At 73.0% G+C, this 24,808-nt stretch carries 24 protein-coding genes; 13 read left to right on the forward strand and 11 right to left on the reverse strand.

Going from position 1 to position 24,808, the window contains the following annotated elements; translation table 11 throughout:
- Positions 1 to 8: 8 nt before the first annotated feature.
- Positions 9 to 344, reverse strand: coding sequence for a hypothetical protein (locus tag ABD241_RS18955; protein ID WP_344066467.1), 336 nt, complete (start codon positions 342 to 344; stop codon positions 9 to 11).
- Between the two features lie 327 nt (positions 345 to 671).
- Between ABD241_RS18955 and ABD241_RS18960 the strand changes: the two genes are divergently transcribed.
- Positions 672 to 2,093 (forward strand): HNH endonuclease signature motif containing protein, encoded by a 1,422-nt coding sequence (locus tag ABD241_RS18960; RefSeq protein ID WP_344066470.1) that lies wholly within the window; start codon positions 672 to 674, stop codon positions 2,091 to 2,093.
- Between the two features lie 209 nt (positions 2,094 to 2,302).
- On the opposite strand, the gene ABD241_RS18965 is transcribed toward ABD241_RS18960, so the two are convergent.
- Together ABD241_RS18965 and acs are read right to left on the reverse strand one after the other, a co-directional pair.
- Complete coding sequence (locus tag ABD241_RS18965) at positions 2,303 to 2,659, reverse strand: META domain-containing protein (protein WP_344066473.1); 357 nt, start codon at positions 2,657 to 2,659, stop codon at positions 2,303 to 2,305.
- A gap of 273 nt (positions 2,660 to 2,932) precedes the next feature.
- Positions 2,933 to 4,921 carry an acetate--CoA ligase gene (gene acs, locus ABD241_RS18970; protein WP_344066476.1) on the reverse strand — a complete coding sequence of 663 codons (1,989 nt, stop codon included), beginning with the start codon at positions 4,919 to 4,921 and terminating at the stop codon, positions 2,933 to 2,935.
- A 219-nt stretch (positions 4,922 to 5,140) separates the two neighbouring features.
- Here acs and ABD241_RS18975 point away from each other — a divergent pair, with 219 nt between their 5' ends.
- Positions 5,141 to 5,971 carry a lysophospholipid acyltransferase family protein gene (locus ABD241_RS18975; RefSeq protein WP_344066479.1) on the forward strand — a complete coding sequence of 277 codons (831 nt, stop codon included), beginning with the start codon at positions 5,141 to 5,143 and terminating at the stop codon, positions 5,969 to 5,971.
- On the opposite strand, the gene trpS is transcribed toward ABD241_RS18975, so the two are convergent.
- A complete protein-coding gene (trpS, locus tag ABD241_RS18980) occupies positions 5,965 to 7,098 on the reverse strand; it encodes a tryptophan--tRNA ligase (protein ID WP_344066482.1) in 1,134 nt (377 codons plus the stop codon). The genes ABD241_RS18975 and trpS overlap by 7 nt on opposite strands.
- Before the next feature lie 164 nt (positions 7,099 to 7,262).
- The gene (locus ABD241_RS18985) at positions 7,263 to 8,192 is read right to left on the reverse strand and encodes a hypothetical protein (RefSeq protein ID WP_344066485.1); all 930 of its coding nucleotides are present in this window, start codon (positions 8,190 to 8,192) and stop codon (positions 7,263 to 7,265) included.
- Between the two features lie 54 nt (positions 8,193 to 8,246).
- Here ABD241_RS18985 and ABD241_RS18990 point away from each other — a divergent pair, with 54 nt between their 5' ends.
- From ABD241_RS18990 to ABD241_RS19025, 8 genes are all read left to right on the forward strand, one after another.
- Positions 8,247 to 9,167, forward strand: coding sequence for a Fic family protein (locus ABD241_RS18990; RefSeq protein ID WP_344066488.1), 921 nt, complete (start codon positions 8,247 to 8,249; stop codon positions 9,165 to 9,167).
- Positions 9,168 to 9,728: 561 nt separating this feature from the next.
- Positions 9,729 to 10,610 carry a CpaE-like family protein gene (locus ABD241_RS18995; RefSeq protein ID WP_344066491.1) on the forward strand — a complete coding sequence of 294 codons (882 nt, stop codon included), beginning with the start codon at positions 9,729 to 9,731 and terminating at the stop codon, positions 10,608 to 10,610.
- A gap of 34 nt (positions 10,611 to 10,644) precedes the next feature.
- Positions 10,645 to 11,937 (forward strand): TadA family conjugal transfer-associated ATPase, encoded by a 1,293-nt coding sequence (locus tag ABD241_RS19000; protein WP_344066494.1) that lies wholly within the window; start codon positions 10,645 to 10,647, stop codon positions 11,935 to 11,937.
- Positions 11,934 to 12,881 carry a type II secretion system F family protein gene (locus tag ABD241_RS19005; protein ID WP_344066497.1) on the forward strand — a complete coding sequence of 316 codons (948 nt, stop codon included), beginning with the start codon at positions 11,934 to 11,936 and terminating at the stop codon, positions 12,879 to 12,881. Before ABD241_RS19000 ends, ABD241_RS19005 begins: the two co-directional genes overlap by 4 nt.
- Positions 12,878 to 13,591, forward strand: coding sequence for a type II secretion system F family protein (locus tag ABD241_RS19010; protein ID WP_344066499.1), 714 nt, complete (start codon positions 12,878 to 12,880; stop codon positions 13,589 to 13,591). The genes ABD241_RS19005 and ABD241_RS19010 overlap by 4 nt, the downstream gene beginning before the upstream one ends.
- A gap of 244 nt (positions 13,592 to 13,835) precedes the next feature.
- Positions 13,836 to 14,036: a DUF4244 domain-containing protein gene (locus ABD241_RS19015; protein WP_344066502.1), complete on the forward strand. Its 201-nt coding sequence runs from the start codon at positions 13,836 to 13,838 to the stop codon at positions 14,034 to 14,036.
- Positions 14,037 to 14,077: 41 nt separating this feature from the next.
- A complete protein-coding gene (locus ABD241_RS19020; RefSeq protein ID WP_344066505.1) occupies positions 14,078 to 14,401 on the forward strand; it encodes a TadE family type IV pilus minor pilin in 324 nt (107 codons plus the stop codon).
- Positions 14,398 to 14,754 (forward strand): Rv3654c family TadE-like protein, encoded by a 357-nt coding sequence (locus ABD241_RS19025; RefSeq protein ID WP_344066508.1) that lies wholly within the window; start codon positions 14,398 to 14,400, stop codon positions 14,752 to 14,754. The genes ABD241_RS19020 and ABD241_RS19025 overlap by 4 nt, the downstream gene beginning before the upstream one ends.
- 43 nt (positions 14,755 to 14,797) lie before the next feature.
- On the opposite strand, the gene ABD241_RS19030 is transcribed toward ABD241_RS19025, so the two are convergent.
- From ABD241_RS19030 to ABD241_RS19055, 6 genes are all read right to left on the reverse strand, one after another.
- Complete coding sequence (locus ABD241_RS19030) at positions 14,798 to 15,262, reverse strand: Rrf2 family transcriptional regulator (RefSeq protein WP_142182320.1); 465 nt, start codon at positions 15,260 to 15,262, stop codon at positions 14,798 to 14,800.
- Between the two features lie 153 nt (positions 15,263 to 15,415).
- Positions 15,416 to 16,423 carry a sulfate/molybdate ABC transporter ATP-binding protein gene (locus ABD241_RS19035; RefSeq protein WP_344066512.1) on the reverse strand — a complete coding sequence of 336 codons (1,008 nt, stop codon included), beginning with the start codon at positions 16,421 to 16,423 and terminating at the stop codon, positions 15,416 to 15,418.
- Positions 16,420 to 17,226: a sulfate ABC transporter permease subunit CysW gene (gene cysW / locus ABD241_RS19040; protein ID WP_344066515.1), complete on the reverse strand. Its 807-nt coding sequence runs from the start codon at positions 17,224 to 17,226 to the stop codon at positions 16,420 to 16,422. The genes ABD241_RS19035 and cysW overlap by 4 nt, the downstream gene beginning before the upstream one ends.
- Positions 17,223 to 18,191 (reverse strand): sulfate ABC transporter permease subunit CysT, encoded by a 969-nt coding sequence (cysT, locus tag ABD241_RS19045; protein ID WP_344066520.1) that lies wholly within the window; start codon positions 18,189 to 18,191, stop codon positions 17,223 to 17,225. The genes cysW and cysT overlap by 4 nt, the downstream gene beginning before the upstream one ends.
- Positions 18,192 to 18,256: 65 nt before the next feature.
- A complete protein-coding gene (locus ABD241_RS19050) occupies positions 18,257 to 19,288 on the reverse strand; it encodes a sulfate ABC transporter substrate-binding protein (RefSeq protein ID WP_344066523.1) in 1,032 nt (343 codons plus the stop codon).
- Positions 19,289 to 19,514: 226 nt separating this feature from the next.
- Positions 19,515 to 21,830 (reverse strand): DEAD/DEAH box helicase, encoded by a 2,316-nt coding sequence (locus ABD241_RS19055; protein WP_344066526.1) that lies wholly within the window; start codon positions 21,828 to 21,830, stop codon positions 19,515 to 19,517.
- Between the two features lie 179 nt (positions 21,831 to 22,009).
- On the opposite strand from ABD241_RS19055, the gene ABD241_RS19060 reads away from it, so the two are divergent.
- From ABD241_RS19060 to ABD241_RS19070, 3 genes are all read left to right on the forward strand, one after another.
- Positions 22,010 to 22,387, forward strand: a complete 378-nt coding sequence (locus ABD241_RS19060) for an anti-sigma factor antagonist (RefSeq protein WP_344066992.1) — start codon at positions 22,010 to 22,012, stop codon at positions 22,385 to 22,387.
- Complete coding sequence (locus ABD241_RS19065; RefSeq protein WP_344066995.1) at positions 22,384 to 23,997, forward strand: DUF7059 domain-containing protein; 1,614 nt, start codon at positions 22,384 to 22,386, stop codon at positions 23,995 to 23,997. The genes ABD241_RS19060 and ABD241_RS19065 overlap by 4 nt, the downstream gene beginning before the upstream one ends.
- A gap of 76 nt (positions 23,998 to 24,073) precedes the next feature.
- Positions 24,074 to 24,763 carry a TetR/AcrR family transcriptional regulator gene (locus ABD241_RS19070; protein WP_344066529.1) on the forward strand — a complete coding sequence of 230 codons (690 nt, stop codon included), beginning with the start codon at positions 24,074 to 24,076 and terminating at the stop codon, positions 24,761 to 24,763.
- Positions 24,764 to 24,808: the final 45 nt, after the last annotated feature.

Genomic DNA, 24,808 nt, shown 5'->3' on the forward strand with positions numbered 1-24,808 from the left:
GCGAGCCTTCAGTGCTCGGCGACCCAGCGCTCCAGCGCTTCGATGCGGGCCAGCAGGTTGGCCGCCAGCTCCATCTCGAGAGCTGATCCGGGCGTCGTCGCGGGCGCGGTCCCCGACAGCCTGGCGGTCGCCCTGGTGTCGCGCACAGCAGTCGTGAAGGCGGGATCTCCGGTGATGCCCGCCCCAAGCCCTTGACGGATGAGCGTGCGGGCCAGGGTCGAGGGGCCGACGCCGAGGGCAGCCGCCGCGTCGGAGAGCACGTCGTACTCCTCCTTGGTCAGGCGCACCGAGATCATCTTCGCCCGGTCGGGTCTGGCGCCTGTCTGCGTTCCGTTGGGAGTCATGGCTTCCTCGCCGAGATGTCATCGTCATGCATTGTCAGTGGTCGAGTCTAGGGTGAAACCATGCTCCTCGACGCATCCACCGCTCCCTCCGAGGCACCCGCGTCTCGGTGGCATGTCGATGCGGGTGCGAGGCCAAGGGCCGACCGGGACCAGGAGCAGCCGCCGAAGACGGAGTGGCCGCAGGAGGGTGGGCGGTCGCCGGAGGGCGAACGCGGCGAGCGGACGCAGGGAAGGACCGGTGCTGGTGCCGGTGCTGCCGTCGAGGCCCTGTTGGCCGAGATGGTGCTCCGGGTCCGAGAGCTGGCTTGCGAGTTCCCTCTCTGGTCGTTGCGTGAGGACGCAGTGGCCGAGTCGTTCGCGCAGGCTCAGCTGCTGCGGGAGGCCGCGCAGGCGCTGAGTCTCATGCTCGCCCGCGAGGCCGACGAGCGTGGACTCGCCACCGCGGCAGCCCTCTCGGGTCCGGACCTGCTGCGCTCGTGGGTGGGCGCGGCCGCAGCGCCCGTCGACGATCAGGCCGATCCCGACGTCCATGGGGAGAGCGACCGTGGGGGCGAAGGTGCTGGGTCGACCCCTGGGTCGATCCCGGGCGCGACGCCGGTCGAGCCCGGTCCGTGGCCCACGACCGGGTCCGCGGCCGCCGCGGTGGCCGGCTTCGAAGGAGCCGCGGCCTCGACCCTGGCGCTGCTGGGCGCGGCGTTGCGCGAGCCCCGCTGGGAGACGCTGGCCGTGCGGGTGGCCTCGGGACGGATAGCCGTCGAGCAGGCAGCCATGATCGTGCGGTTCCATCGCGACCTGGTGCGGGTCGCCGACCGGGAGCACCTCGACGATGTCGTGGCCTCGCTCGTCGAGCACGCGCCGGCGCTGACGGTGCGCGAGCTGCGAGTGCTGGTGGCCCACGCGAGGGCGAGCATGCGTCCACCGGCCGACGCTGACGCCGAGGAGCGCAGCCTCCGCGCCGGGCGCTCGCTGCGTCGCGTGGGATCGTGTGCCGGCTTCGTCGACTTCCTGCTGAGGCTCGACCCCGAGGGAGCCGCCATCCTCGAGGCTGCCATCGACCCGTTGGCTCGTCCGCGCCCCGACCTCGACTGGAGCGAGCTGCACTCCGCTGCGGCTGCCTCCTCGGGAGGTAGGGCCTTCGGCTCGGGCGCCGACGGCTCGGGCCATGACTCGTGCCCTGGCGCCGGCGGCTCGGGCCATGAGTCGTGCCCTGGCGCCGCGACCTCCGGCCCTGATGGTGACCCTCGGACACCGGCCACCCGCAGGGCCGACGCGCTCCTCGAGCTCATCAACCGCGCCGTCGGCGCCCCGGAGGGCACGGTCCGGACGCCTCGCACGTCGCTGGTCGTCACCATGACGCTTGAAGCCCTCCTCGAGCAGCTGAGGGGCGCTGGTGTGGCGGCCAACGGCGCCGTGATGGGCGCAGCGACCGTGCGCCGTCTCGCCTGCGAGGCCAGCATCATCCCGGTGGTTCTCGGCGGACCGTCCGAGGTCCTCGACGTGGGACGCGAACAACGGTTCTTCACCCCGGCCCAGCGCAGGGCCCTCGCCCAGCGAGACGGCGGCTGCAGCTACCCCGGCTGCACGATTCCTCCGCAGTGGTGCGATGCCCACCACGTCGTGCACTGGCTCCACGGGGGAGCGACGGACCTGAGCAACGGAGCACTGCTGTGCGGTCGCCACCACATCGTGGTGCACGAGCGCGGGCTGACCGCGACCGTCACGTCCTTCGGGGTCACGTGGCACTCCTAGCTGCCTCGCCCCGCACCCCGCCAGGGCTGGCGGGGTGGTCGGGCTGGCCGGGCTGGCCGGGTTGGCCGGGTTGCCCGGGCTGGCGGGGTTGGCGGGGTCGCCCGGGTTGGCGGGTTGGCGGGGTTGGCGGGGTTGGCGGGGTTGGCGGGGTTGGCCGGTTGGCCGGTTGGCCGGGTTGGCCGGATGGGCCCGTGGACTCCGCGCGCTGGCTAGGTGATGCTCGTGCTGCCCGGCTGGGCGAGCCCGCAGACGAGTCCGGTGTCGGCGGGGCCGATCTGCAGGCGACCGTTCCCGAAGCGAAAGCTCTGCCAGCCCTCCAGGGCGCCGAGGAGGCGTCGCTCCTGGTCCATCGCGGCCGGCGGCCCCGCCATGCGAGTCAGGCCCATGCCCTCCACCTTGATCCGGTCGTCCTCGGCCACATAGGTGCCCACGAGGCGGTTGACGCCGGTCGTGCCGGTGATCAGGCCGTCCTCGCCCAACGCGATCGCGGGTCTGGGCTCGGTCGTCGGGACACCCCCGATCGCCTCGACGACCCAGGTGTGCGACTCCTGCGCGGGGCTGCTCATGGCCTCGAGTCAACCACGCGGCTCGAGGGTCGGGGATCTCGTCGCTGTTGCCTGGGAATGCAACAGGGCATGGCGAGCCAAGCGCGTGCGCGCGGGATTCCCCATGCGGCGCTCGGTGTCGTGGGACGCACCCTGTGGCAGCGAGACCCGACGCGTCCGCGTTCTCGAGCCCGCCACGAGCGCCGCCCGCCTCACCACGAGGGGGAGGCGGGCGGCATACGTGCTCGGCGGACGCGTCCTCGGCGACGGTCCGTGGGCCGCAGGGCGCGAGGGTCAGCCGGGCGTCGACTCCGAGCTCATGCCGGACTTGATGAGGTCCATGACCGAGCTGTCGGCCAGCGTCGTCACGTCGCCGACCTCGCGGCCCTCGGCGACGTCGCGCAGCAGGCGGCGCATGATCTTGCCGGAGCGGGTCTTCGGCAGCTCGCTGACGATCATGATCGAGCGCGGCTTGGCGATCGGGCCGATCTCGTTGCCGACGTGGTTGCGCAGCTCCGAGACGAGGTCCTTGCCCTCGCCCGGTTCGTCGGCCTCCTCGACGAACTCCTGCCGCAGGATGACGAAGGCGCAGATCGCCTGGCCGGTCGTCTCGTCGGTCGCGCCCACGACGGCGGCCTCGGCGACCTTCGGGTGCGACACGAGCGCCGACTCGATCTCGGCCGTCGACAGGCGGTGGCCCGAGATGTTCATGACGTCGTCGACGCGGCCGAGCAGCCAGATGTTGCCCTTGGCGTCGTACTTCGCGCCGTCGCCGGCGAAGTAGTACTTCTCGCCGAAGCGCGACCAGTAGGTCTGCTTGTAGCGCTCCGGGTCGCCCCAGATGCCGCGCAGCATCGAGGGCCACGGCTTCGTCAGCACGAGGTAACCGACCTTCTCGGCCTCGGTGAACGGCTGGCCCTCGTCGTCGAGGATCTCGGCGCTGATCCCGGGGATGGGCTTCTGCGCCGAGCCGGGCTCGAGCGTCGTGACACCCGGCAGCGGACTGATCATGATCGCGCCGGTCTCGGTCTGCCACCACGTGTCGACGATCGGGGCGCGGTCGCCGCCGATGTGCCGGTGGTACCAGAGCCACGCCTCGGGGTTGATCGGCTCGCCGACCGACCCGAGCAGGCGCAGCGAGCTCATGTCGAACTTCGCCGGGATGTCGGTGCCCCACTTCATGAAGGTGCGCACCGCGGTGGGCGCCGTGTAGAGGATCGTCACCTTGTAGTCCTGGACGATCTCCCACCAGCGGCCCTGGTGCGGGGTGTCGGGAGTGCCTTCGTACATCACCTGCGTCACGCCGTTGGTCATCGGCCCGTAGACGATGTAGGAGTGCCCGGTCACCCAGCCGATGTCGGCGGTGCACCAGTAGACGTCGGTGTCGCGGTGCACGTCGTGCACGACCGCGTTGGTGTAGGCGCACTGCGTCAGGTAGCCGCCGGTCGTGTGGAAGATGCCCTTCGGCTTCCCGGTCGTGCCGGAGGTGTAGAGGATGAAGAGCGGGTGCTCGGCCTCGAACGCCTGCGCCTCGTGCGTCGGGGCCGCCTTCTCGAGCGCCTCGTGCCACCAGATGTCACGGTCGTTCCAGACGGTGTCCTGGCCGGTCCGCTTCACGACGAGGACGTGCTCGACCGCGGTGTCGGCGTGGTCGAGCGCTGCGTCGACGGCGGGCTTGAGCGCCGAGGCGGCGCCGCGGCGGTAGCCGCCGTCGGCGGTGATGACCACCTTGGCCTCGGCGTCGTTGATGCGGGTGTGCAGCGCCTCGGCGGAGAACCCGCCGAAGACCACCGAGTGCGGGGCGCCGAGGCGGGCGCAGGCGAGCATCGCGACGGCCGCCTCGGGGATCATCGGCAGGTAGATCGCGACGGTGTCGCCCTTGCTGATGCCGAGGTCGGCCAGGGCGTTGGCGGCGCGCTGCACCTCCGCGTGCAGGTCGGCGTAGGTGATGTCGCGGGTGTCGCCCTCGGGCTCGCCGACGAAGTGGATCGCGACCTTGTCGCCGCGGCCCTCCTCGACGTGCCGGTCGACGGCGTTGACGCAGGCGTTGAGCTCGCCGTCGGCGAACCACTTCGCGAACGGCGGGTTGCTCCAGTCGAGCGACTGGGTGAAGGGCTTGCTCCACGTGAGGTAGGTGCGGGCCTGCTCGGCCCAGAAGCCCTCCGGATCCGCGGCGGCCTTGTCGTAGAGGTCCGCCGTCCCGTTCGCCTGCGCGGCGAACTCGGCGGGCGGTGGGAAGGTCTGTCCCTCGTGGACGAGGTTCTGGAGCGGCTCTTCGCTCACGGTGTGTCACCCTTTCGCATCGACTCTGGTGCGGTCCCGCCGCCAGCGGGCGACGCGCCTCCTGCGGCACAACTCAACTTCAGGTTAAGTCTCCGGGCGCGCTCTGAGTGAGGTGGGTCTCATCGCTACCGACGAGTAGTTCGGCGAGCGGCCGTGGAGGCAGGACGAGCGGTCGGCGCCCGCGCCATCCAGTCGGGGCGACTGCGTCGAAGATGTGGTGTGACCGACCGGACCTACCGCCTCGTCGTCCGGGCAGCGCTCGGCCTCTTCGCGCTGCTCGGCCTGCGGATCGACGTGCGAGGTGCCGAGCACCTGCCGCGACGCGGGGGAGCGGTAGTGGCGAGCAACCACACCGGCTTCCTCGACTTCCTCTTCGTCGGCCTCGTCGGGCGGCGCGGGGGGCGGTTCGTGCGCTTCCTCGCCAAGGAGGCGGTCTTCGACGCGCCCGTCGCCGGCACCGCGATGCGCGCCATGGCGCACATCCCCGTCGACCGGGCGCACGGTGAGGTCGCCCTGCGACAGGCGGTCGCCGCAGCCGGCGCCGGCGAGGTCGTCGGCGTCTTCCCCGAGGCAACGGTCTCCCGCTCCTGGGAGCTGCGGCCGTTCCGCCCGGGGGCGGCCGCCGTCGCCACGTGGTGCCAGGTGCCGCTGGTGCCCGTCGTGGTGTGGGGCGCCCACCGCATCGTCACCGTCGACGGGCGCCGCAGCCTCCGCCGCGGCACGGCCGTCACGGTCCTCGTCGGCGAGCCGCTGCGTCCCGCTCCGGACGCCGACCCGTATGCCGTCTCGGACCAGCTGCGCGAACGGATGGCCGCGCTGCTGGCCGAGGCGATGGACGCCTACCCCGACAGGCCGCGCGACGACGCCGACCGCTGGTGGCTCCCCGCGTCCAGGGGAGGGACGGCACCCGGGATCACCGAGGCCCTGCGGCTCGACGAGGAGGGCATGCGCCAGGCCGACCTGGCAGCGGCGGAGCGGGCCCGACGGACGAGCGGCTCGCGACGGGCGCGGCGCGCCGCGGGTCGACGCGCCCCGACGGTCGCTCAGTAGCTCATCCCCATCACCGCCCGCACGGTTGCCAGCGTCCGCTCGGCCACCTCGTTCGCCCGCGCGTTGCCCTCGTGCAGGACGGAGGTGAGGTATGCCGGGTCGCGGGCCAGGTCGGCGCGGCGGCCCCGGTGCCCTGCCAGGGACTCGTTGACCGCCTCGGTCACCACGTCCTTGAGCGCCCGGGCGCCGCCGTCACCGACGCGCTCCGCCACCGACTCGCACGACTCGTCGAGGAAGAGCCCGGCGATCGTGAGCAGGTTCGCGACGGCCGGGCGAGCACCGGGGTCGTAGGTGATCCGTCGCTCGGAGTCGGTGCGTGCTGCCCGGATGCGGGCCGCCGTCTCGTCGGCGGTGTCCCCGAGGTTGACGACGTTGCCCTTGCTCTTGCTCATCTTCGTGCCGTCCGTCCCGAGCAGCAGTGGGACGTCACTGAGCAGGGCCTCGGGCTCGGGGAACACGCTGTGCCCGGCGGCATACCGGCTGTTGAAGCGGCGCGCGATCGCTCGGGTCTGCTCGAGGTGCGGCAGCTGGTCGCGGCCGACCGGGACGATCCGGCTGTGGCAGAAGAGGATGTCGGCCGCCTGGTGCACCGGGTAGGTCGGCAGCAGGCCGGACAGGGGGCGCCCGGCGGACAGGGCCAGCTCGTCCTTGACGGTCGGGTTGCGCCGCAGCTCGGCGTCCGTGACGAGCGACAGGAACGGGAGCATGAGCTGGTTCAGCGCCGGCACGGCGCTGTGCGTGAAGATCGTGGTCCGCGCCGGGTCGAGGCCGGCCGCGAGGTAGTCGAGGACCAGGCCCTGCACGTTGGCGCCCATCTCCCCGACGGAGTCGCGGTCGGTGATGACCTGGTAGTCGGCGATGACGACGAACGTCTCGACTCCCTTGTCCTGCAGTCGGACCCGGTTGCGCAGGCTCGCCAGGTAGTGCCCGATGTGCAGCGGGCCGGTGGGTCGGTCGCCTGTCAGCATCCGGAAACGCGCCGGGTCCTCGGCGGCGTGCTCGTCGATGAGCGCGTCCAGCACGGAGCTGCGTTCGCGCGCGGCGGCATACGTCCTGGTGTCGTCGATCTCGACGGTCGCAGCGGTTGTGGCGGCCTCGGTGGTGGTGGTCGGGATGGTCGCTGTCATGGGTCTCTCCTTGTCGTCGTGGTGCCCACGGGAGAGGCCGCGCCGGGAGGGTCCCGGACATGCGAAGAGCCGCCCGTGGGCGGCTCCGGATCTCGGGTTGGTTCGATGGGCCGCCTCAGCTGGGCAGCCACCACGCGCGGGTCGGTGCGAGGGTCGAACTCATGTCAGTCAGGATACGCGAGGAGCACCCGCTCGGCGATCAGGGTCACCCACCGGCTCGGCTTGCCGGCCGGCTCGTGCCGGACGTGCGTCGCGCCCGGGTAGGCGCGGTTGACGACCCAGCGGCCGTCGTCGCGCCTTCGTCCGCGGAGGATCTCGAGCGCGTCGTCCATGCGCTCGTCGCGCGGAACCCGCGCTGCGGCAAGGGCGTCCAGCCCGCGGAGGATGTCGAAGTGCCAGCGGGCGGGGAAGTGCAGGCGGGTGAACTCGGGGTCGATCGGCTCGCCGCTGCGCTCGCTGCGGAAGAGGCGGTGGCGCAGCAGGAACTCGACGGACGAGGCCCGGGCCACCTCGAGCTCGTCGCGGCGGTACGCGTACTTCGAGAGCAGGTAGGTGGTGATGCCCTCGATGACGCACACCGTCGTGTGCACCGAGGAGTGCCGCACGTCCTCGCCGGGCCGGTTGTGGCGGCAGTTGAAGCCGCCGTCGACGACGCGCTCACCCAGCAGGAAGTCGACGACGGACTCGAGGGCCGCCGGGTCCGCCCAGAACCAGCTGGCGTAGTCCAGGGCCATGCCGTTGACGCAGGCGTCGCTCGGCCGGTGCCGCGACGACGGGTTCACGCCGCCGTCGTCGCCCTTCTCGGTCGCGAGGATGAGCTCGACCGTCTCGCGCGCGGCGGGGTGGGTGGCCGGCAGGCCGATCTCGCGCAGGTGCAGGAGCGTGTAGTGGCTCGAGGTCCACTTCGGCTGGTAGAACCCGCGACCCCAGTGCCCGTCGGGGCCGCGAGCCGCGAGCATCGCCGCCCCCACGCCCTCGGTGGCGATGCGCCGCTGCAGCGTCGGGTCCTCACGACCCAGCAGGTCGCGCGTGGTGAGGTAGGCCACCGCCACGTCACCGTCGAGCAGCCAGTCGAGCACCTCCGAAGTGGGCACGGTCTCATCGTCGCAGGGCAGGTGGCGCTTCGTGGCGGTCCTAGGCTGGACGCCGTGCCAGACCCGATCCCCTCCCGCGCCACGCCTTCCGGCGGCGAAACGCACGCCCCTCGAGCCTCGCAGCATGCCGCGCTGGTCGACCAGCTGCTCACCCTCGTGGAGCTGCCCGGAGTGCGGGAGCGGGCCGACGCCGCCCGTGAGGCGTGCACGCGGCTGCGCTTCCACGAGGCGCTGAGGCGACGGATCCCCGAGGCGTCGGCCGAGTCCCGGGTCCGCGGCGCCCAGGCGAGCGCCGCCCTCGACGGCGCCGAGTTCCCGGTGGACCTCGTGCGCGAGCTCATGAGCGGCGCCCGGGAGTGGCCCGCAGACCTCGACCCGGGCCTGCGCACGCTCAAGGGGGCCGTCGCGGCCACGGCCGAGAGCGAACGCATCGTGTCCCTCGTGCGCACCGCGCCCCTGCAGGCGCTGGCCCGTCTCCACGTCGCGGCCGCCGCTCCCTTCGTCGACGGGAACGCGCTCGGGCGACCGCGCGTCGGGACCGAGGACTGCACCGAGCTCGTCGACCTCGGGCCGGCCCCCGCCCCGACGGTCGTCGCCGCCCGGCTGGCATCGGTGTCCGACGTCGTCGTCGCCTCGGCCGGGAGCACCCGGGTCCCCGCCTCGGTGGTCGCCGCGCTGGTCCACGCCGAGATCGTCGCCATCCGGCCCTTCGTCCACGGCAACGGGCTCGTCGCTCGCGCGATGGAGCGGGCGCTCGTCCAGGCACTCGGGCTCGACCCGACCGGCGTCGCCGTCCCGGAAGCCGGCCACGTCGCCGGCGGAGGGCCGGCCTACCTCGGTGCGCTCACGGCATACGCGGAAGGCGGTGCCCGGGGCGTCGGCCTGTGGCTCACCCAGGCCGGTGACGCCCTCGTGCGGGGCGCTGCCGAGGGAGAGCGGATCAGCGACGCGGTGCGGGTGGGCCGGCTCCGCTAGGGCCGCAGTCGCGGCAGGCCGTGTCCACGGTGCTGGACACTTTCTCGCTCCGGCGGCCCGGCGGGGGTGTCGCAAATCGGTCGCGGGGAGTAGAACGGAGTCAGGAACCACATCGCCGAGAGGCGTAGGCAGGATCCCTTGCAGGACAGAAGTCTCGAGAAGAGGCCGAGTACCCACGCGAGAGCAGTTCACTTGGAACCGTCCACCCCCGGGCGCACAACCGGGGCGACACTACGAGAAATGCACGCCTGGTAGCACGGTACTTCTCTGAAGGCCCCCGACCCGCGGTCGGGGGCCTTCGCCTGCCCCGGCTCCGGGCCTGTCCCACGGCGTCGACGTTCACAAATCGGTAAATAGCACGTCTGGTATGGACAAGTCGGTTTGCATTCGAGCGACGCAACGGCCACTCTTGAAGAGGTGCTCCCCTTCGGGGTCGAGCATCGCGCGATCTGGCTCCTCCCCCCCGGCGCCAGTCTCGTGAGGTGGCCTCCGTCTTCCCCCGGACGGGGGCCACCACCACTTTGCGGCCGGGTTTGCGTGACCCCCTCTCGGGGTGGGCCGTTGTCCACACCCCCTGCGTCGGACGACCCCCTGTCCACCGCCGTACGTATGCCGCTGGGCCGGCGTGGCCGGCTGCGTGACCGTTGGCGCATGGGAACCGTCATCGCCTTCGTGCCCGCCTCCGGGGGAGTGGGCTCCTCCACCCTCGCCGCAGCCGTCTCCGTGCGTGCCGCGGCGGCCGCCCGGTCCGTCGTCGCTGTCGACCTCGACCCCTGGTCCGGGTGCCTCGACGTCGTGTTCGGCCTCGAGCAGCACGCCGGGTGGCGCTGGCCCGAGCTCGCCGAGGTGGCCGGAGTCGTCGACGGGCTGGGCCTCGCCGACGAGCTGCCCGTCTCGTGCGGCGTACCGGTGCTCTCCGGCGCGAGCGGGTCCGGGTGGGGCACAGGCCCGGAGGCCCTGCCGGTGGAGAAGTGGCTCGAGACCGTTCCCGACGTGGTCGCCGGACTGGCCGACGCCCATGCCGTCACCGTGCTCGACCTGCCGCGAGACCCCTCGGTCCTGACCGCCGTCTCCCTGCTCGTCGATGCGGTGGTCGTGGTGATGGGCTCGCAGACGCCGCAGCTGGCGTCGGCCTCGGCGGTGGTGTCGGGGATCCGGAGCCTGCTGGGCCGGGCGCGTGACGGCGATCGGGCCTGGGATGCCGAGCCGCTGCTGCCGATCGAGCCGTGGGTCGTGATGCGAGGTGGCCGGGCGGAGCCCGATCTCGAGGACCTCGTCGTCAACCAGCTCGACGTGCCGCTCGTCGCGACCGTCGGCGAGGACCGCCGACTGGTCGGCGAGGTGTCCGAGGGGCTGCCGCCCGGCGCTCGAGGGCGGGGCGACGTCGTGCGAGCCGCCGACGAGCTTCTCCTGCGCCTGACCGACCAGGCGATCGCCGCATGACCGGCGACCTGGTCCCTGACGGCAGGCGCCTCCGATGAGCTTGACACCGGCGATGTGGCAGCGCGTGCGCGAGGGCGTGGGCCCCGACGGAGACGCCGTCGCAGAAGTCGCGACCCAGGAGCGAGGTGCGCTGGGTGCCCACCGGGTGGCCGAGACTCGCTCTGCGCTCGCGGCCCGCGTCCTCGGCGCCGGACCGCTCGACGCCTGGCTCGCCGAGCGAGGCGTCACCGACGTGGCCGTCAACGGCGACGGGAGCATCTGGATCGACCGCGGCCGCGGTATGGAGTGTGTCGGCGAGCGACTGGAGGTCGAGGAGGCCCGTGCGCTGGCGGTCCGGCTCGCGGGCATCGCGGGGCGGCGCCTGGACGAGGCCAGCCCGTGGGTCGACGGGCAGCTGCCGTCCGGTGCGCGGCTGCACGCGATGCTCCCGCCCCTGGTCGCCGGCGGTCCGCACATCACCATCCGCGTCCCACCCAGCCGCCCGGTCTCGCTCACCGAGCTGTGCGAAGGAGGCATGTTCCCGCCGGAGTGGGAGCCGGTGCTGCGGGCGGTCGTCACCCAGCGGCTCGCGTTCGTCGTCTCCGGCGGCACGGGTGCGGGCAAGACGACGCTGCTCGCCGCGCTGCTCGGCGCCGTCGAGCCGCTCGACCGCCTGCTCGTCGTCGAGGACGTGCGCGAGCTCAGCGTCGACCATCCCCACCTCGTCCGCCTCGAGGCCCGTCCGGCCAACGTCGAGGGCGTCGGCGAGGTCACGCTGACGACGCTCGTGCGACAGGCGCTGCGCATGCGCCCTGACCGGATCGTGGTGGGGGAGGTTCGCGGTGCCGAGGTCCGCGAGCTCCTGGCCGCCCTCAACACCGGGCACGAGGGCGGGTGCGGCACGGTGCACGCCAACGCGCCCGGGGACGTGCTGGCGCGCTTCGAGGCGCTGGGCGCGCTCGCCGGGATGGCTCCCGAGGCCGTCCGCGCCCAGCTCGCCGCCGCGATCGACCTCGTCGTGCACGTGACCCGCCGTCGTGGCCGGCGTCGGATCGCCTCCGTCGCGGCCCTCTTCCGGCGAGACGGAGCACCGCAGGTCGTCTCTGCCCTGGACTGGGACGGCCCGGGCCACACCCCGCGGGTCGGGCCGGGCTGGCCGGCCTTGGCGGCGAGGCTCGGGATCCCGGTCGACCTCCTCGATCCGCAGCTCGTTGCCACCGGCCCCGTCGCCGCCACCGGCCCCGCCGCCGGCCCCGTCGCCACAGGTCCCATCGTCACAGGCCCCGTCGCACCAGGACCCGGGACCACGGGCCTCGTCGGCCGTCCGCGCGTCGCGGAGGCGTCATGAGCGCGCAGGGACCGGCCGTCGTCGGAGCGCTGCTTCTCGGTGCCGCGGTGCTGGTGTGGCCGCGGCCGGGCTCGGGGCGGGCGGCCCTCGCCGACGCTCTGTCGAGTACGAGGGCGACGGCTGCCACCCAGCCCGCAGATGGCTCTCTCCGCAACAGCCGCAGCCTCTGGCGGGAGGACCCCGTCGAGCTCTACCGGCGGTGGCGGCTCAGGCGCCGCCCCGGGGTGCTCGTCGAGGACGTGCTCGAGCTCCTCCGCGGAATCGGCCCGGCGCTCGAAGCAGGGCTCACGCCGGTCCGGGCGATCGAGCTCGCGGCCACCTCGACGCTGGGCACCGAGCGGGTTGTGCGCGCCCGCGCCGCGGTGCGCCTGCCGCGGGGCCGGCGTGGGTCACGCGGCTCCCGGCGCGGAGGTTCGGCGTTCCCTGACGGGCCGGGGGTCGACGACGCCCGCACGACGGACCGGCCCGGTACCGGGTCGTCAGGGGAAGCGGCCCACGGTGCCCCGGTTGCGGAGATCGACCGCCTCGTCGGGGCCCTGCTCCAGGCGAGCGAGCACGCCGAGCCGGCGTCACAGGTGTGGACCGAGTGGGCTCGGCACAGCGGCTCGGCCGAGCTCACGCTCGTCGCCGCAGCCTGGCGGCTCTCCGAGACCACCGGGGCTCCGCTCGCCTCCGCCGTCGAGCGAGCCGTGCGAGGGCTGCTCGATGCCCGGACCAGGCGCGGCAAGGTGGCGGTCGCCGTCGCCGGTCCGCGGGCCACGGTCACGGTGCTGACCCTGCTGCCGCTCACCGGACCGCTCTTCGGTCTGGCGTGCGGGGTCGACCCGGCCCGCCTCTACCTCGGGTCTCCGATCGCCACGGCCAGCGCTGCCGCGGGTCTCCTCCTGGTGTGGACCGGGCGGGTGTGGTGCTCCCGCATGGTCCGCCGGGCGGTGGGCCCATGAGCAGCACGGACCTCGCCGGCCTGCTGGCGCAGCGCGGTGCCCTCGTGAGCAGCGTGGACGTCGCGGCCATGGTGCGCCACGGCGACGCGCTCGCGATGCTCGGCGCCGCCCTGGCGGCCCTCGCCGTCCTCGTGCTGCTCGGCGCGCCCCAGGAAACCGGATGCACGCCTCCGGACGGTCCCGGAGCCGACGCCCGTGCCAGCAGAGCGTCACGAGACCCGCAGCGCTCGAGAGTGTTCCGGCGCCGCCGCGTCGCCGGAGCCGGCGGGCTCGAGGCCTCTGCCCCAGAAGTCTCCTCCGCGCTTGCCCTGCTCGCGCTGGCCTACCGGTCCGGGCTGCCGACCTGGGACGTCCTCGACGCGGTGGCCGACGGGCTCGGCGGGCCGGTGGCCGCGGACCTGCAGCAGGTCGCCAGTGCCCTGCGGTGGGGTGCCACCGAGAGCGAGGCCTGGGGGTCCGTCGGACCGGTGTGGGCCCCCGCCGCCAGGGCGGTCGCCATCGCGCACCAGGCAGGCGTGCCGCCCGGCTCGATGTTGCTCGCCGCCGCCGACGACCTGCGCAGCGCCGAGCTGGAGCGGCTCGAGGTGTCGGCCGCCCAGGTGGGGGTGCGTCTCGTCGCGCCACTCGGGCTCGTGCTGCTCCCCGCCTTCTGCCTCACCACCGTCGCGCCCCTCGTGATCGCCCTGGCCGGCGGCCTGCTGAGGCCGTGACAGCCGACCCTGCGCAGACCTTGACCGTGACGGCCCGCTGTGGTCCGGCCTCCCCAGCGAGGAGAGGCACGTGCAGCCCGCGCCGGAAGCCGGCCCCGATCCTCGCTCGCAGCGGGGCCCATCCGCCCTCACAGCGGCCATCGCTCGCCACCGACACCCACTCACCCGCCCGGCTCCCGCCCGTCGTCGAGCCCGGCGCCAAGACGTCCCGAGCACCTCGCCCGGGCCAACAGAAGGAGAAGTCATGACCAAGAAGCTGATTCGCCGCCTGGGCCGCAGCCGCCTGGGCCGCAACCGGGACGCCGGCATGACGACGGCGGAGTATGCCGTCGGGATCATGGCCGCCTGCACGTTCGCGCTCGTCCTGCTCGGTGTCGTCAAGTCCGATGCGGTCCGCAGCGCGCTCGCCGGCATCGTCCAGAGCGCGCTGGGGATCGCGGGGTGAACCCAAATCGGCGCCGTTCCCGCGGCAGCCGGGACGGCGGGATGGTGACGGCGGAGCTCGCCGTCGCCATCCCCTCGGTCGTCCTCGTCCTCGCACTCTGTCTCGTCGCCCTCCGGGCCGGTGTCGACCAGGTCCGTTGCGTCGACGCAGCCCGCGTCGCGAGCCGGTCCGCGGCACGCGGCGACGACGCGGCGAGGGTCCGGTCCGTCGCCGCCGAGGCAGCCCCCGACGGGGCCCGCGTCCAGGTCGCCGAGACCCAAGGGACCGTGCGGGTCACCGTCTCGGTGCACAGCGGCGGGTCGGGGCTGCTGCCGGGCTGGGAGCTCAGCGCCTCCGCGGTGACCCCGGTCGAGGCCTCGTCGTGAGGCGCGCTGGTGCACCGTTCGATCGGGGAGCGGCGACGGTGCTCGTGCTGACCCTGGTCGCCGTGGTCCTCGCCCTCTCCGTCGGAGGGCTGGTCATCGCGTCGTGCCTGGTCGCCAGCCAACGGGCGCGCGTCGCGGCCGACCTCGGCTCGCTCGCCGGTGCATCCGCGCTCCAGGACGGCCTTCCTGGAGAGCAGGCCTGTTCCGTCGCCAGCCGGGTGGCTCTCGCCAACGGCGCTGCGACACAGGCGTGCTCGGTGCAGGGGGAGACCCTCGACCTGCGGGTCCGCGTCGCCACTGCCCTGTGGCCGCAGCCGGCGACCGCACGAGGTCGCGCCGGCCCACAGCCCTGATGGCGCTGAGCGGACCGGGTCGGGCGACGGTGCGACCGTCGGGTCAGCGGTTGCGCCAGGCGTCCGGAGCAGCCAGCAGCTGGCGCACCCGCTTGGGGAGCCGACCGGTGCGGAGGTCTTCGAGCGACGTGTCGTCGAGCACCTCACGCAGACTCGCACGGACCGCCACCCACAGGCTCGGCAGGTGCGTCGCGACCCCTTGGTACTCCGTCTGGTGGGGGCGAAGGCCGCGGACCTCGGCGAGGGGGCCGTCGACCGCCCGGAAGATGTCCCCGATGCTGATCTCCCGGCTGGCCCGGCCCAGCACGTAGCCGCCCCGCGACCCGCGTCGGCTCACGACCAGGTCGGCACGGCGCAGGTCCGCGAAGATGGCCTCGAGGAACTTGCGGGGAAGCTCCTGCTGGGACGCGAGGGCGTCGATGCTGAGCGGCCCCGACTCGTCGGCGTCCGCCTCGGCGAGGATGAGCATGCCGCGCACTGCGTAATCGACCCGAGCCGAGATGTCCACCCCTGCAGTCTGCCCCACCGGTTGCGACCGCCTGCGCAGGCCCTTCCGGGCCGGGCTGGCGCCTTGCCCCCGACCGCCGCGCGCCGGAGCCTCCGCGCCGGGTTGTCGACGACCGGTGGCCGCTCGACCGTTCGCGTGCAGGCTGCCCCGCTGTCAGATGGCGACGGGCTCCGCGTCGATGACGCTGGAGCGGCCGACAGCCCGCGCCTGAACGGTCTCGCCGGCCCTCAGCTGCAGCGCGGCGGCATCCCGCCGCGAGACCTGGGCGGCGAAGCGCTCGCCCTCCGGGGTCCGCAGGTCGACGCGCACCTCGAAGCCGAGCGGCACGACGCGTTCGACCACGGCGGCAACGACTCCCGGAGAGTTCGGCACGTCGGCGTCCAGGGCGAGAGCTGCCGCCCGGTCACGCTCCAGCACGATGTCGTGCGGGCGCACGAGCTGGTCTCCGAGCCGCGCCACCGACCCGAGGAAGCCCATGACGAAGTCGTTGGCCGGCCGCTCGTAGAGCGTCACCGGGTCGCCGACCTGTTCGATGCGTCCGCCGTTGAGCACCGCGATGCGGTCCGCGACGTCGAGCGCCTCCTCCTGGTCGTGCGTGACGAGGACAGTGGTGACGTGGACCTCGTCGTGCAGGCGCCGCAGCCACTGCCGCAGGTCGGTGCGCACCTTCGCGTCGAGCGCGCCGAACGGCTCGTCGAGCAGGAGCACCTGGGGGTCGACGGCCAGGGCGCGCGCCAAGGCCATGCGCTGGCGCTGCCCACCCGAGAGCTGGGCCGGGTAGCGGTTGCGGAAGCCCTCGAGGCCGACGATCTCGAGCAGGTCGCCCACCTTCCTGTCGATCTCCGCCTTGGGCCGCTTGCGGATCGAGAGGCCGAAGGCCACGTTGTCGCGCACCGTCATGTGCTTGAACGCCGCGTAGTGCTGGAAGACGAAGCCGATGCCGCGTCGTTGCGGTGGCTCGGTCGTCACGTCCCGGCCCTGGATGGTCACGCTGCCGGAGTCGAGGCCCTCGAGGCCGGCGATGGAGCGCAGCAGGGTCGACTTGCCCGACCCGCTGGGGCCGAGCAGGGCCGTCAGCGAGCCCTTGGGGATCTCGAGGCTGACGTCGTCGAGGGCGGCGAACGAGCCGTAGCTCTTCCGGGCGTTGGTGACGGTGATCATCGGTCGCTCCTCTTGCGGTCGAGCACGGTCATGAGCAGCAGCACGACGAGCGCTATGCCCATGAGGAGGGTCGCGGCGGCATACGCGCCGTAGGTGTTGTGGTCGTCGATGTAGCGCGAGTGCACGAGCAGCGTCAGGGTCTGGGAGACCCCTGCGAAGCCGGAGGAGACCATGATGACCGCGCCGAACTCGCCGAGCGCCCGGGCGACGGTGAGCACGATGCCGTAGGTCAGCCCCCACCGGATCGCCGGCAGCGTGATCCGCCAGAAGGTCTGCCACCGGGTGGCCCCGAGCGTCGAGGCGGCCTGCTCCTGGTCGAGCCCGATCTCGTGGAGCACCGGCTCGACCTCGCGGACGACGAAGGGCAGCGTGACGAAGATCGTCGCGATGACCATGCCGGGCAGGCCGAAGATGACCTTGAAGCCGGCCCGGTCGAGCGCGCCGAACCAGCCGGCCGAGCCCCAGAGCATGATCAGCGCCACGCCGACGACGATCGGGGACACGGCGAACGGCAGGTCGACGACCGCCTGGAGGATCCCGCGGCCCCGGAACCGGCCGCGCACGAGCGCCAGCGCCGTGGCCACCCCGAAGACGACGTTGATCGGGACGGTGATGGCCACGATGAGCAGCGACAGGTCGAGCGCCGACTGCGCCGCCGGCGTCGACACGGAGGCGAGGAACGCCGGGATGCCGGGTTCGAAGGTGCGCCACAGGATGACCGCGATCGGCACCCCGACCAGGGCGACGAGGTAGCCGAGGGCGATGACGCGCAGCGAGAGTCGGGTGCTCCGAGAGACCTTCATGCGTCACGCTCCTCGCGTCGCTGGGTGCGGCTGGACACGGTCCGCAGCACGAGCAGGGTGAGGAAGGCGATGGCGAGCAGGGCCACCGAGACGGCAGCCGCCGCCTGCGGACGGTCGACCTCGATCTGCTGCTGGATGTACTGCGACGCCACCTGCGTCTCGCGCGGGATGTTTCCGCCGATGAGCACGACGGAGCCGTACTCCCCGATGGCTCGGGCGAACGCCAGGCCGGTGCCGCTGATGATCGCCGGAGCCAGCGAGGGCAGCACGATCCGGCGGAAGGTGGTCCACCCGTTGGCCCCCAGGGAGGCGGCGGCCTCCTCGACCTCGCGGTCGGTCTCGATGAGCACCGGCTGCACCGACCGGACGACGAACGGCAGGGTCACGAAGAGCAGGGCGACGACCAGTCCCCACCGGGTGGCGTTGAGCTGCACCCCGATCGGGCTGTTGGGTCCGTAGAGCGCCAGCAGCACGATGCTGGCCACGATCGTCGGGAGGGCGAAGGGCAGGTCGATGATCGCGTTGACGATCCGCTTGCCGCGGAACTCGTCGCGCACGAGCACCCAGGCCACGAGGGTGCCGAGGACGGCGTTGACGAGGGCCACGACCGCCGAGACGACGACGGTGACCGCCAGGGCCGCGAGCGCGGCCGGCGACGTGATCGCGTCCCAGAACCCGGAGAGGCCCTCGTCGAAGGCCGCCACCGTCAGCGCCGCGAGCGGCAGCAGGACGATGACGCTGAGCCACAGGGTGACGACCCCGACTCCGAGTGGCCGGGCCAGGCCGAAGCGCCTGGGTGGACGGGACGCCGGTGGGACGCCCGGCCCGGCCCCGGGTGGGGGGATCGTGTGGCTCTGCGAACGGGTCGGCTCGTCCGGAGAGGACGGGGCAAGCGACGGGAGGGACTCGTCCGGCCGGGGCAGCTGGGTGGCGCCACTCCTGCGTTCGCTGGTGTGTGCGGTCATGGCCTTCTCCGTATCGAGGTCCGTCGGGATCCGTCTGCGACTGCTTGTCGGCTACAGCCCGGACATCACTTGGTGGCCCGGTCGTAGATGACCGCGATGTCACCCACGTCCTTCTTGAAGAGCGTGCCGTCGACGCTCTTCCAGCCGCCGAGGTCGTCGATCGTCCAGAGCTTCTGGGGCGCCGGGAACTTCGACGCGAAGGAGGCGGCAACGGTGGGGTCCACGGGCCGGAACCCTGCCTCGGCGAGCAGCTTCTGGGCCTCGGGCGTGTAGAGGAAGTCGTTGAACGCCGTCGCCTTCGCGGCGTTCTTGCTTCCCTTGAGCGCGGCTGCCGGGTTCTCGATCTTGAAGGTGGAGGGCGGCGTGACGTGCTGGACGGGGTCGCCGTTCTTCTCGATGAAGAGCGCCTCGTTCTCGTAGCCGAGCAGCGCGTCACCGGTGCCCTGCAGGAACGCCTCGGTAGCCTCCCGACCCGACTTCGGCTGGATCTTGACGTGCTGGCTCACGAGCGAGTTGATGTACGCGAGGCCGGCGGCCTTGTTCTTGCCCCCGTCGCTCTTGGCGGCGTAGGGCGCCAGCAGGTTCCACTTGGCCGAACCCGACGAGAACGGGTTGGGGGTGACGACCTCGACGCCGGGCTTGAGCAGGTCGTCCCAGTCCTTGATGCCCTTGGGGTTGCCCTTGCGGACGACGATCGTGACGACCGATCCGAACGGAATCCCCTTGTGGGCGTTGTCGTTCCACTTCGAGTCGACGAGGCCGGCGTCGACGAGGCGAGTCACGTCGGGCTCGACGGAGAAGTTGACGAAGTCCGCCTCGGCGCCGGCGGCGACCTTGCGGCTCTGGTCGCCCGAGGCGCCGTAGCTCTGCTGGAACTGGACGCCCTTGCCGGCCGACGTCTTCTGGAAGGCGGGGATGAGAAGGTCGAAGGCGACCTTCGGCACGGAGTAGGCGTAGAGGTTGATGGTGCTCGTCGCGGCGCCGGCGGCGGTGGAGCCGGGCTGGTCCACGACGTCGCTGGCCCCGCCGGCGCAGGCGGTCAGGCTCAGCGTTCCGGCCACCGCGACCGCGGCGAGGAGAAGAGGTGAACGTCGCATGGAGGTGCTCCTGTCACGTGAGGTACGGGATGGGCGCGCAGGGAGCGACGGGCCCTGGAGAGCGGCTGCTTTCCTACCGGAAGGATAGGAGGGTTTCCTACTTTCCATGTGGGAGTTTGAGGAAATGGACCAGAGTCTGTCCAGCCGCCGCCCGATCCGTCTCAGACTCTGGCCTCGACCCAGGCCCGACAGGCCGCCTCCACCGACGGCTCAGCGGCTCAGCGGCTCAGCGGCTCTGACCGGCCGACCGCAGCGTGAGGTCGAGCAGCCGGACGGCGCCCTGCTTGTCGAGCGGCTCGTTGCCGTTGCCGCACTTCGGTGACTGGATGCACGAGGGGCAGCCGGTGGCGCACTCGCACGAGGCGATGGCATTGCGGGTGGCGCCCAGCCAGGCGCGGATCCGGCGGTAGCCGCGCTCGGCGAACCCCGCCCCGCCGGGGTGTCCGTCGTAGATGAGGATCGTCGGCAGGCCGGTGTCCGGGTGCAGGGCCGTGGACACCCCGCCGATGTCCCACCGGTCGGCGGTCGCGAAGAGCGGGAGCATCCCGATCGCCGCGTGCTCGGCCGCATGGGCCGCCCCGGGTATGCCGTCCTCCGCCACCCCGGCGGCCGCGAGCTCCTCGACGGGCATCGTCCACCAGACGGCCTTGGTGGCGAGCGACCGCGGTGGCAGGTCGAGCGGGTGCTCGCCGAGCACCTCGCCGCCGGGCAGCCGGCGCAGGAACGAGGTGACCTGGTTGCGCACGGTCACGTGGCCGAAGGAGCAGCGCAGCGGCCCCCAGTCCTCGTGCTCGACCTCGTGGACGATCTGGAAGTCGCTGACCGACTGCGCCTGCGTGGTCCACCCGGGGTCGCCGCGCACGGCGAAGGCTGCGTGGTCGTCCAGGTCGAGCTCGGTGACCACCCACGACTGGCCCTGGTGCAGGTGCACTGCACCGGTGTGGACCTGCGAGTGCGCAGCGGCGTCGTCGACGGTGCCGACGACCCGCCCGGTGCGGGTCTCGATGATGCGCACCGGCTCGCCGGCGCCGCGTAGCGACAGGTGGTCGGCGGGCCGGTCCTCGCGCCCCCAGAACCATCCGCGTGGCCGCTTCTTGAGGATGCCGCGGGCCACGAGCGCGTCGAGCAGGCCCCGCGTCTGAGCTCCGAAGATCGCGACGTCCGCCTCGGTGACCGGCAGCTCGGCGGCGGCCGCGGCGAGGTGCGGGGCCAGGACGTGCGGGTTGTCCGGGTCGACGACCGTCGCCTCGATGCCGCGGCCGAAGATCGCCTCGGGGTGGTGCACGACGAAGGTGTCGAGCGGGTCGTCGGCGGCGACGAGCACGGCCAGCGACCGGTCGCCCGACCGTCCGGCCCGACCCGCCTGCTGCCACAGTGACGACAGCGTGCCCGGCCACCCGGCAAGCAGCACGGCGTCCAGCCCGCTGACGTCGACCCCGAGCTCGAGCGCGTTCGTCGCCGCGAGGCCGAGCAGCTCCTTGGAGCGCAGGGACTGCTCGAGCTCACGCCGTTCCTCGGGCAGGTAGCCGCCCCGGTAGGCGGCCACCCGTGCCTCGTCGGTGACGGGCACGCGCTCCTTGGCGATGCGCGCGACCACCTCGACACCGGCGCGCGAGCGCGCGAACGCCACCGTCTGCACCTGCTCGCGCACGCACCCGGCGAGCAGCTCGCCGGTCTCGGTGATCGTGCTGACCCGCTGCGGCTGACCGTTCTGGTCGACGAGCAGCGGCGGCTCCCAGAGGGCGAAGGTCATCGGCGCGCGGGGCGAGCCGTCCCGCGTCACCGGGGCCACCGGCATACCGAGGAGCCGCGAGGCGTGCTCCTCCGGGTCGGCCACGGTCGCGGACGCGAAGACGAAGGTCGGCTCGGAGCGGTAGCGGGCGGCGACCCGCCGCAGCCGGCGCAGCACCGCGGCCATGTGCGCGCCGAAGACGCCCTTGTAGACGTGGCACTCGTCGACGACGACGTAGCGCAGCGCCCGCAGGAAGGAGCTCCACCGCTCGTGGCCCGGCAGGAGCGAGTGGTGCAGCAGGTCGGGGTTGGTCAGGACGAGGTTGGCGTGGTCGCGGATCCAGCGGCGCTCGTCGGCCGGGGTGTCGCCGTCGTAGGTCGCCGGGCGCACCGCCGGCAGGGCCAGGCGGTCGATGCGGCTCAGCTGGTCGGCGGCCAGCGCCTTGGTGGGGGAGAGGTAGAGTGCGGTGGCCCCGCGCCCGTTCGGGGCGCTCGCGCCGGCGGTCAGGTCGGTGAGGATCGGCAGGTGGTAGCCGAGGCTCTTGCCCGAGGCCGTGCCGGTGCTGACGACGACGTGCCGACCGGCGTGCGCGGCCTCCGCGACCTCCACCTGGTGCGACCAGGGCGCCTCGACTCCGGATGCCAGCAGCGCGCCGAGCAGCGTGGGGTCGACCCACCCGGGCCAGTCGGCGTGCACCGCCGGGCGCGCGGGCACCTCGTGGACGTGCACGAGGCGTCCGGGACGGTCGCCGACGAGCGTGCGGAGCAGGTCCTCCGGCACGGTTCGCGTGGGCGCTGGCTCCCCGTTCATGTGGAGCAACCGTATGTCCTCGGGGTACGGTAACCGTCGAGCGGGGGCATATTACTCCGCGGTCAGCATTGCAGGTGGAATCGTTGTCCATGCAGTTCGCGAGGCGGCTGCCGGACAGGCCCGCACCCACCTCGCACCCGTAACCATCAGTCAAGTGTGGGCACAGGAAGGGAGCACCGGTGGATCTCTCGATCACCCGAGCCGACCATGGCGACCAGACCGTGGTGCACCTCGGCGGCGAGATCGACGTCTACACCGCGCCGGTGGTGCGCGAGAAGCTGGACGAGCAGATCCAGGCCGGGCGCACCAACCTCGTCGTCGACCTCACCGACGTCACCTTCCTCGACTCCACCGGTCTCGGCGTCCTCGTGGGCCGGCTCAAGCTGACCCGCACCCGCGGCGGGTCCATGCGGCTCGTCGGCAAGGACGACCGCGTCCTCAAGGTCTTCGCCATCACGGGCCTCGACAAGGTCTTCGAGATCCACCCGGACCTCGACTCCGCGCTCGCCTCCGGCCACGCCGCGGCCGGCTCGAACGGCACGGGCGAGGGGTCCTGAGCGACACCCCCGTCGTCGACGAGCGGCTCCTCGCGCTGCTGCGCGCGGACCTCACGGCGGCCGCCTTCACCGTCGACGGCGTCGCCGCACGGCTGGGGCCGGTGGCCTCGGCGGCCCTGCACCGCGAGCAGCCGCTCCCCGCGCTCCTCGCGACCGAGCCGCCCACCCCGCCCACCCTGTCCGGCGGCCATGGTGACGCCTGCGGCGTCCTGATCCGGCTCTTCACCCTCGGCCGTCCCGTGGCGGCCGCCGCGCTCGCCGGTGTCCTGCCGACGCTCGGGGTCGAGGGCGCCGTCGCCCTGGGGCTCGTCCGCCTCGAGGGCGGTCGTGCCGGCTTCGGCGCAGCCCAGCCGGCCGGCGACCGGCAGGCCGTGGCCACGTGCGACCTGCGTCCCTACGGCGACGACGCCCACGACTGGTGGGTCGCCTCCGACCTCTCCGAGCTCGCCGTCGGCGGCCCGCTGCGCGCCGACCACGTCCTGGGCATCGGCGGCGCGTCGACCACGCTCGCGTCCTGGACCGTCCGCCGACCCGTCGAGCGCGCGCTCGACCTCGGCACCGGCTGCGGCGTGCAGGCGCTGCACCTGACCGGTCACGCCGGCTTCATCGTCGGCACCGACATCTCCCAGCGGGCGCTGGCGTATGCCGCCTTCAACCTCGCGCTCGCCGCCACCGAGCGACGTGAGGCCGACCGGCCCGACGCCGTGCCGCCGCTCGACCTGCTCGCCGGGGACCTGCTCGATCCCGTTGCGGGACAACAGTTCTCGCTCGTCGTGAGCAACCCGCCCTTCGTCATCACGCCCCGCGACGAGGACCTCACGCTCTACGAGTACCGCGACGGCGGCCGCGCCGGCGACACCCTCGTCCGGTCGCTCGTGCGCCAGGTCGGCGCGGTGCTCGAGCCCGGCGGCATCGCGCAGTTACTCGGCAACTGGGAGGTCCCGGCCGGCCGCACGTGGCGCGAGGTGTGGGGCGAGTGGCTCGACGAGCAGGCCCGTGAGGGCGTGGCCCTCGACGCGTGGGTCGTACAGCGCGAGTCCCAGGACCCCGCCGAGTACGCCGAGCTGTGGGCCCGTGACGGCGGCGCCCAGCCGGGCAGCGAGGCCCACTCGAGGATGTACGCGGCGTGGCTGCGCGACTTCGCCGCGCGCGACGTCGAGCGGGTCGGTTTCGGCGTCGTGACCCTCCAGCGTCCCGCGACCGACCGACCGCCGTGGCGCTCGCTCGACGAGGCGTACGGCCCCGTGGCAGCGCCGATGGGCCCTGCCGTCGACGCGGGGCTACGGGCGCGCACCTGGCTCGCCGAGCACCCGGACGACGAGGTGCTCGACGTCGCGTGGTCGTGCGCCGCCGACGTCACCGAGGAACGCCATGGCCGGCCCGGCGCGGAGGACCCGAGCGTCATCCTCGTGCGCCAGGGCGGCGGGCTGGGACGCGTCGTACGCGCCGGGACCCTGCTGGCGGCATACCTCGGGGTCGCCGACGGCGAGCTCACGGCGCGCGCCGCCCTCGAGGCGATCGCCACCGTCCTGGAGCTCGACCCGGCCGACGTGCGCGCGGAGGTGCTCCCGCAGCTGCGCGACCTCGTGGCCGACGGCCTGCTCGTCTAGACCCCGGCGCTCGCGTCGAGGCACCTCCCACCGAAAAGTGCTTGTGAGTGAGTGCTCACTCATTCATGATGGTCGGGTGCCCACCCACCTCGACGCACCCAAGGCGGCCCGAGCCGTCCAGCGGCGCGCAGCCCCCATGGACCCCGATGACCGGCGGGACGCGCTCATCGACGTCTTCGTCCGGCTCGCCCACCGCGAGGGTCGCAAGCCGACCACGAGCGAGATCGCGCAGGAGGCCGGGGTCGCGGAGGGCACGATCTTCCGCGTCTTCCCGACCAAGGAGATCCTCGAGAAGGAGGCCGTCCAGGCCGCCTTCTGCCCGGCTCCCGTGCGCCGGCGCATCGCCGCCATCGACCCGGACGGCTCGCTGCGCGACCGGCTCGTCGACTTCACCCGCATCATGCAGCAGCGCTTCACCGAGGTGTTCGGCCTCATGGGGGCCCTGGGTCTCACCGAGCCGCCCCGGCGCGGTCCGCACCAGGCCTGCTACGCGGCCGGGCGGCACCTGCGCGGGCACGCCGACGAGGAGGAGGACGGCGCGGCCCACCAGCCGCTGCTCGACGCCATCAACGAGCTGCTCGTCCGCGACGAGGACCACCTCGTCGTGCCGGGTCCCGACGTCGTGCACCGCATCCGCCTGCTGACCTTCTCGGGCAGCCACCCCGGCATCGCCGACGGTCGCACCCTCACCCCCGAGGAGATCGTCGACACGGTCCTCTTCGGGGTCGTATGCCGTCCGCACCCCCACGAGGGAGGCCGGCCGTGACAAACCGGTTGACCCTCACCCCACGTGAGTCCCTAGCGTTCCCTG

The sequence above is a fragment of the Terrabacter lapilli genome (assembly GCF_039531305.1).
In the GTDB taxonomy this organism is placed as follows: Bacteria; Actinomycetota; Actinomycetes; order Actinomycetales; family Dermatophilaceae; genus Terrabacter; species Terrabacter lapilli.

Bases quoted from the DNA above. Each gene is read 5' to 3' on its own strand.
- ABD241_RS19055 (WP_344066526.1), bottom strand. From the start codon at position 21,830: ATGAACGGGGAGCCAGCGCCCACGCGAACCGTGCCGGAGGACCTGCTC.
- ABD241_RS19020 (WP_344066505.1), top strand. From the start codon at position 14,078: ATGGTGACGGCGGAGCTCGCCGTCGCCATCCCCTCGGTCGTCCTCGTC.
- ABD241_RS19015 (WP_344066502.1), top strand. From the start codon at position 13,836: ATGACCAAGAAGCTGATTCGCCGCCTGGGCCGCAGCCGCCTGGGCCGC.
- ABD241_RS18965 (WP_344066473.1), bottom strand. From the start codon at position 2,659: ATGAGCAGCCCCGCGCAGGAGTCGCACACCTGGGTCGTCGAGGCGATC.
- cysW (WP_344066515.1), bottom strand. From the start codon at position 17,226: ATGAAGGTCTCTCGGAGCACCCGACTCTCGCTGCGCGTCATCGCCCTC.
- ABD241_RS18955 (WP_344066467.1), bottom strand. From the start codon at position 344: ATGACTCCCAACGGAACGCAGACAGGCGCCAGACCCGACCGGGCGAAG.
- ABD241_RS19000 (WP_344066494.1), top strand. From the start codon at position 10,645: ATGAGCTTGACACCGGCGATGTGGCAGCGCGTGCGCGAGGGCGTGGGC.
- ABD241_RS19035 (WP_344066512.1), bottom strand. From the start codon at position 16,423: ATGATCACCGTCACCAACGCCCGGAAGAGCTACGGCTCGTTCGCCGCC.
- ABD241_RS19050 (WP_344066523.1), bottom strand. From the start codon at position 19,288: ATGCGACGTTCACCTCTTCTCCTCGCCGCGGTCGCGGTGGCCGGAACG.
- ABD241_RS19010 (WP_344066499.1), top strand. From the start codon at position 12,878: ATGAGCAGCACGGACCTCGCCGGCCTGCTGGCGCAGCGCGGTGCCCTC.
- trpS (WP_344066482.1), bottom strand. From the start codon at position 7,098: ATGACAGCGACCATCCCGACCACCACCACCGAGGCCGCCACAACCGCT.
- ABD241_RS19005 (WP_344066497.1), top strand. From the start codon at position 11,934: ATGAGCGCGCAGGGACCGGCCGTCGTCGGAGCGCTGCTTCTCGGTGCC.
- cysT (WP_344066520.1), bottom strand. From the start codon at position 18,191: ATGACCGCACACACCAGCGAACGCAGGAGTGGCGCCACCCAGCTGCCC.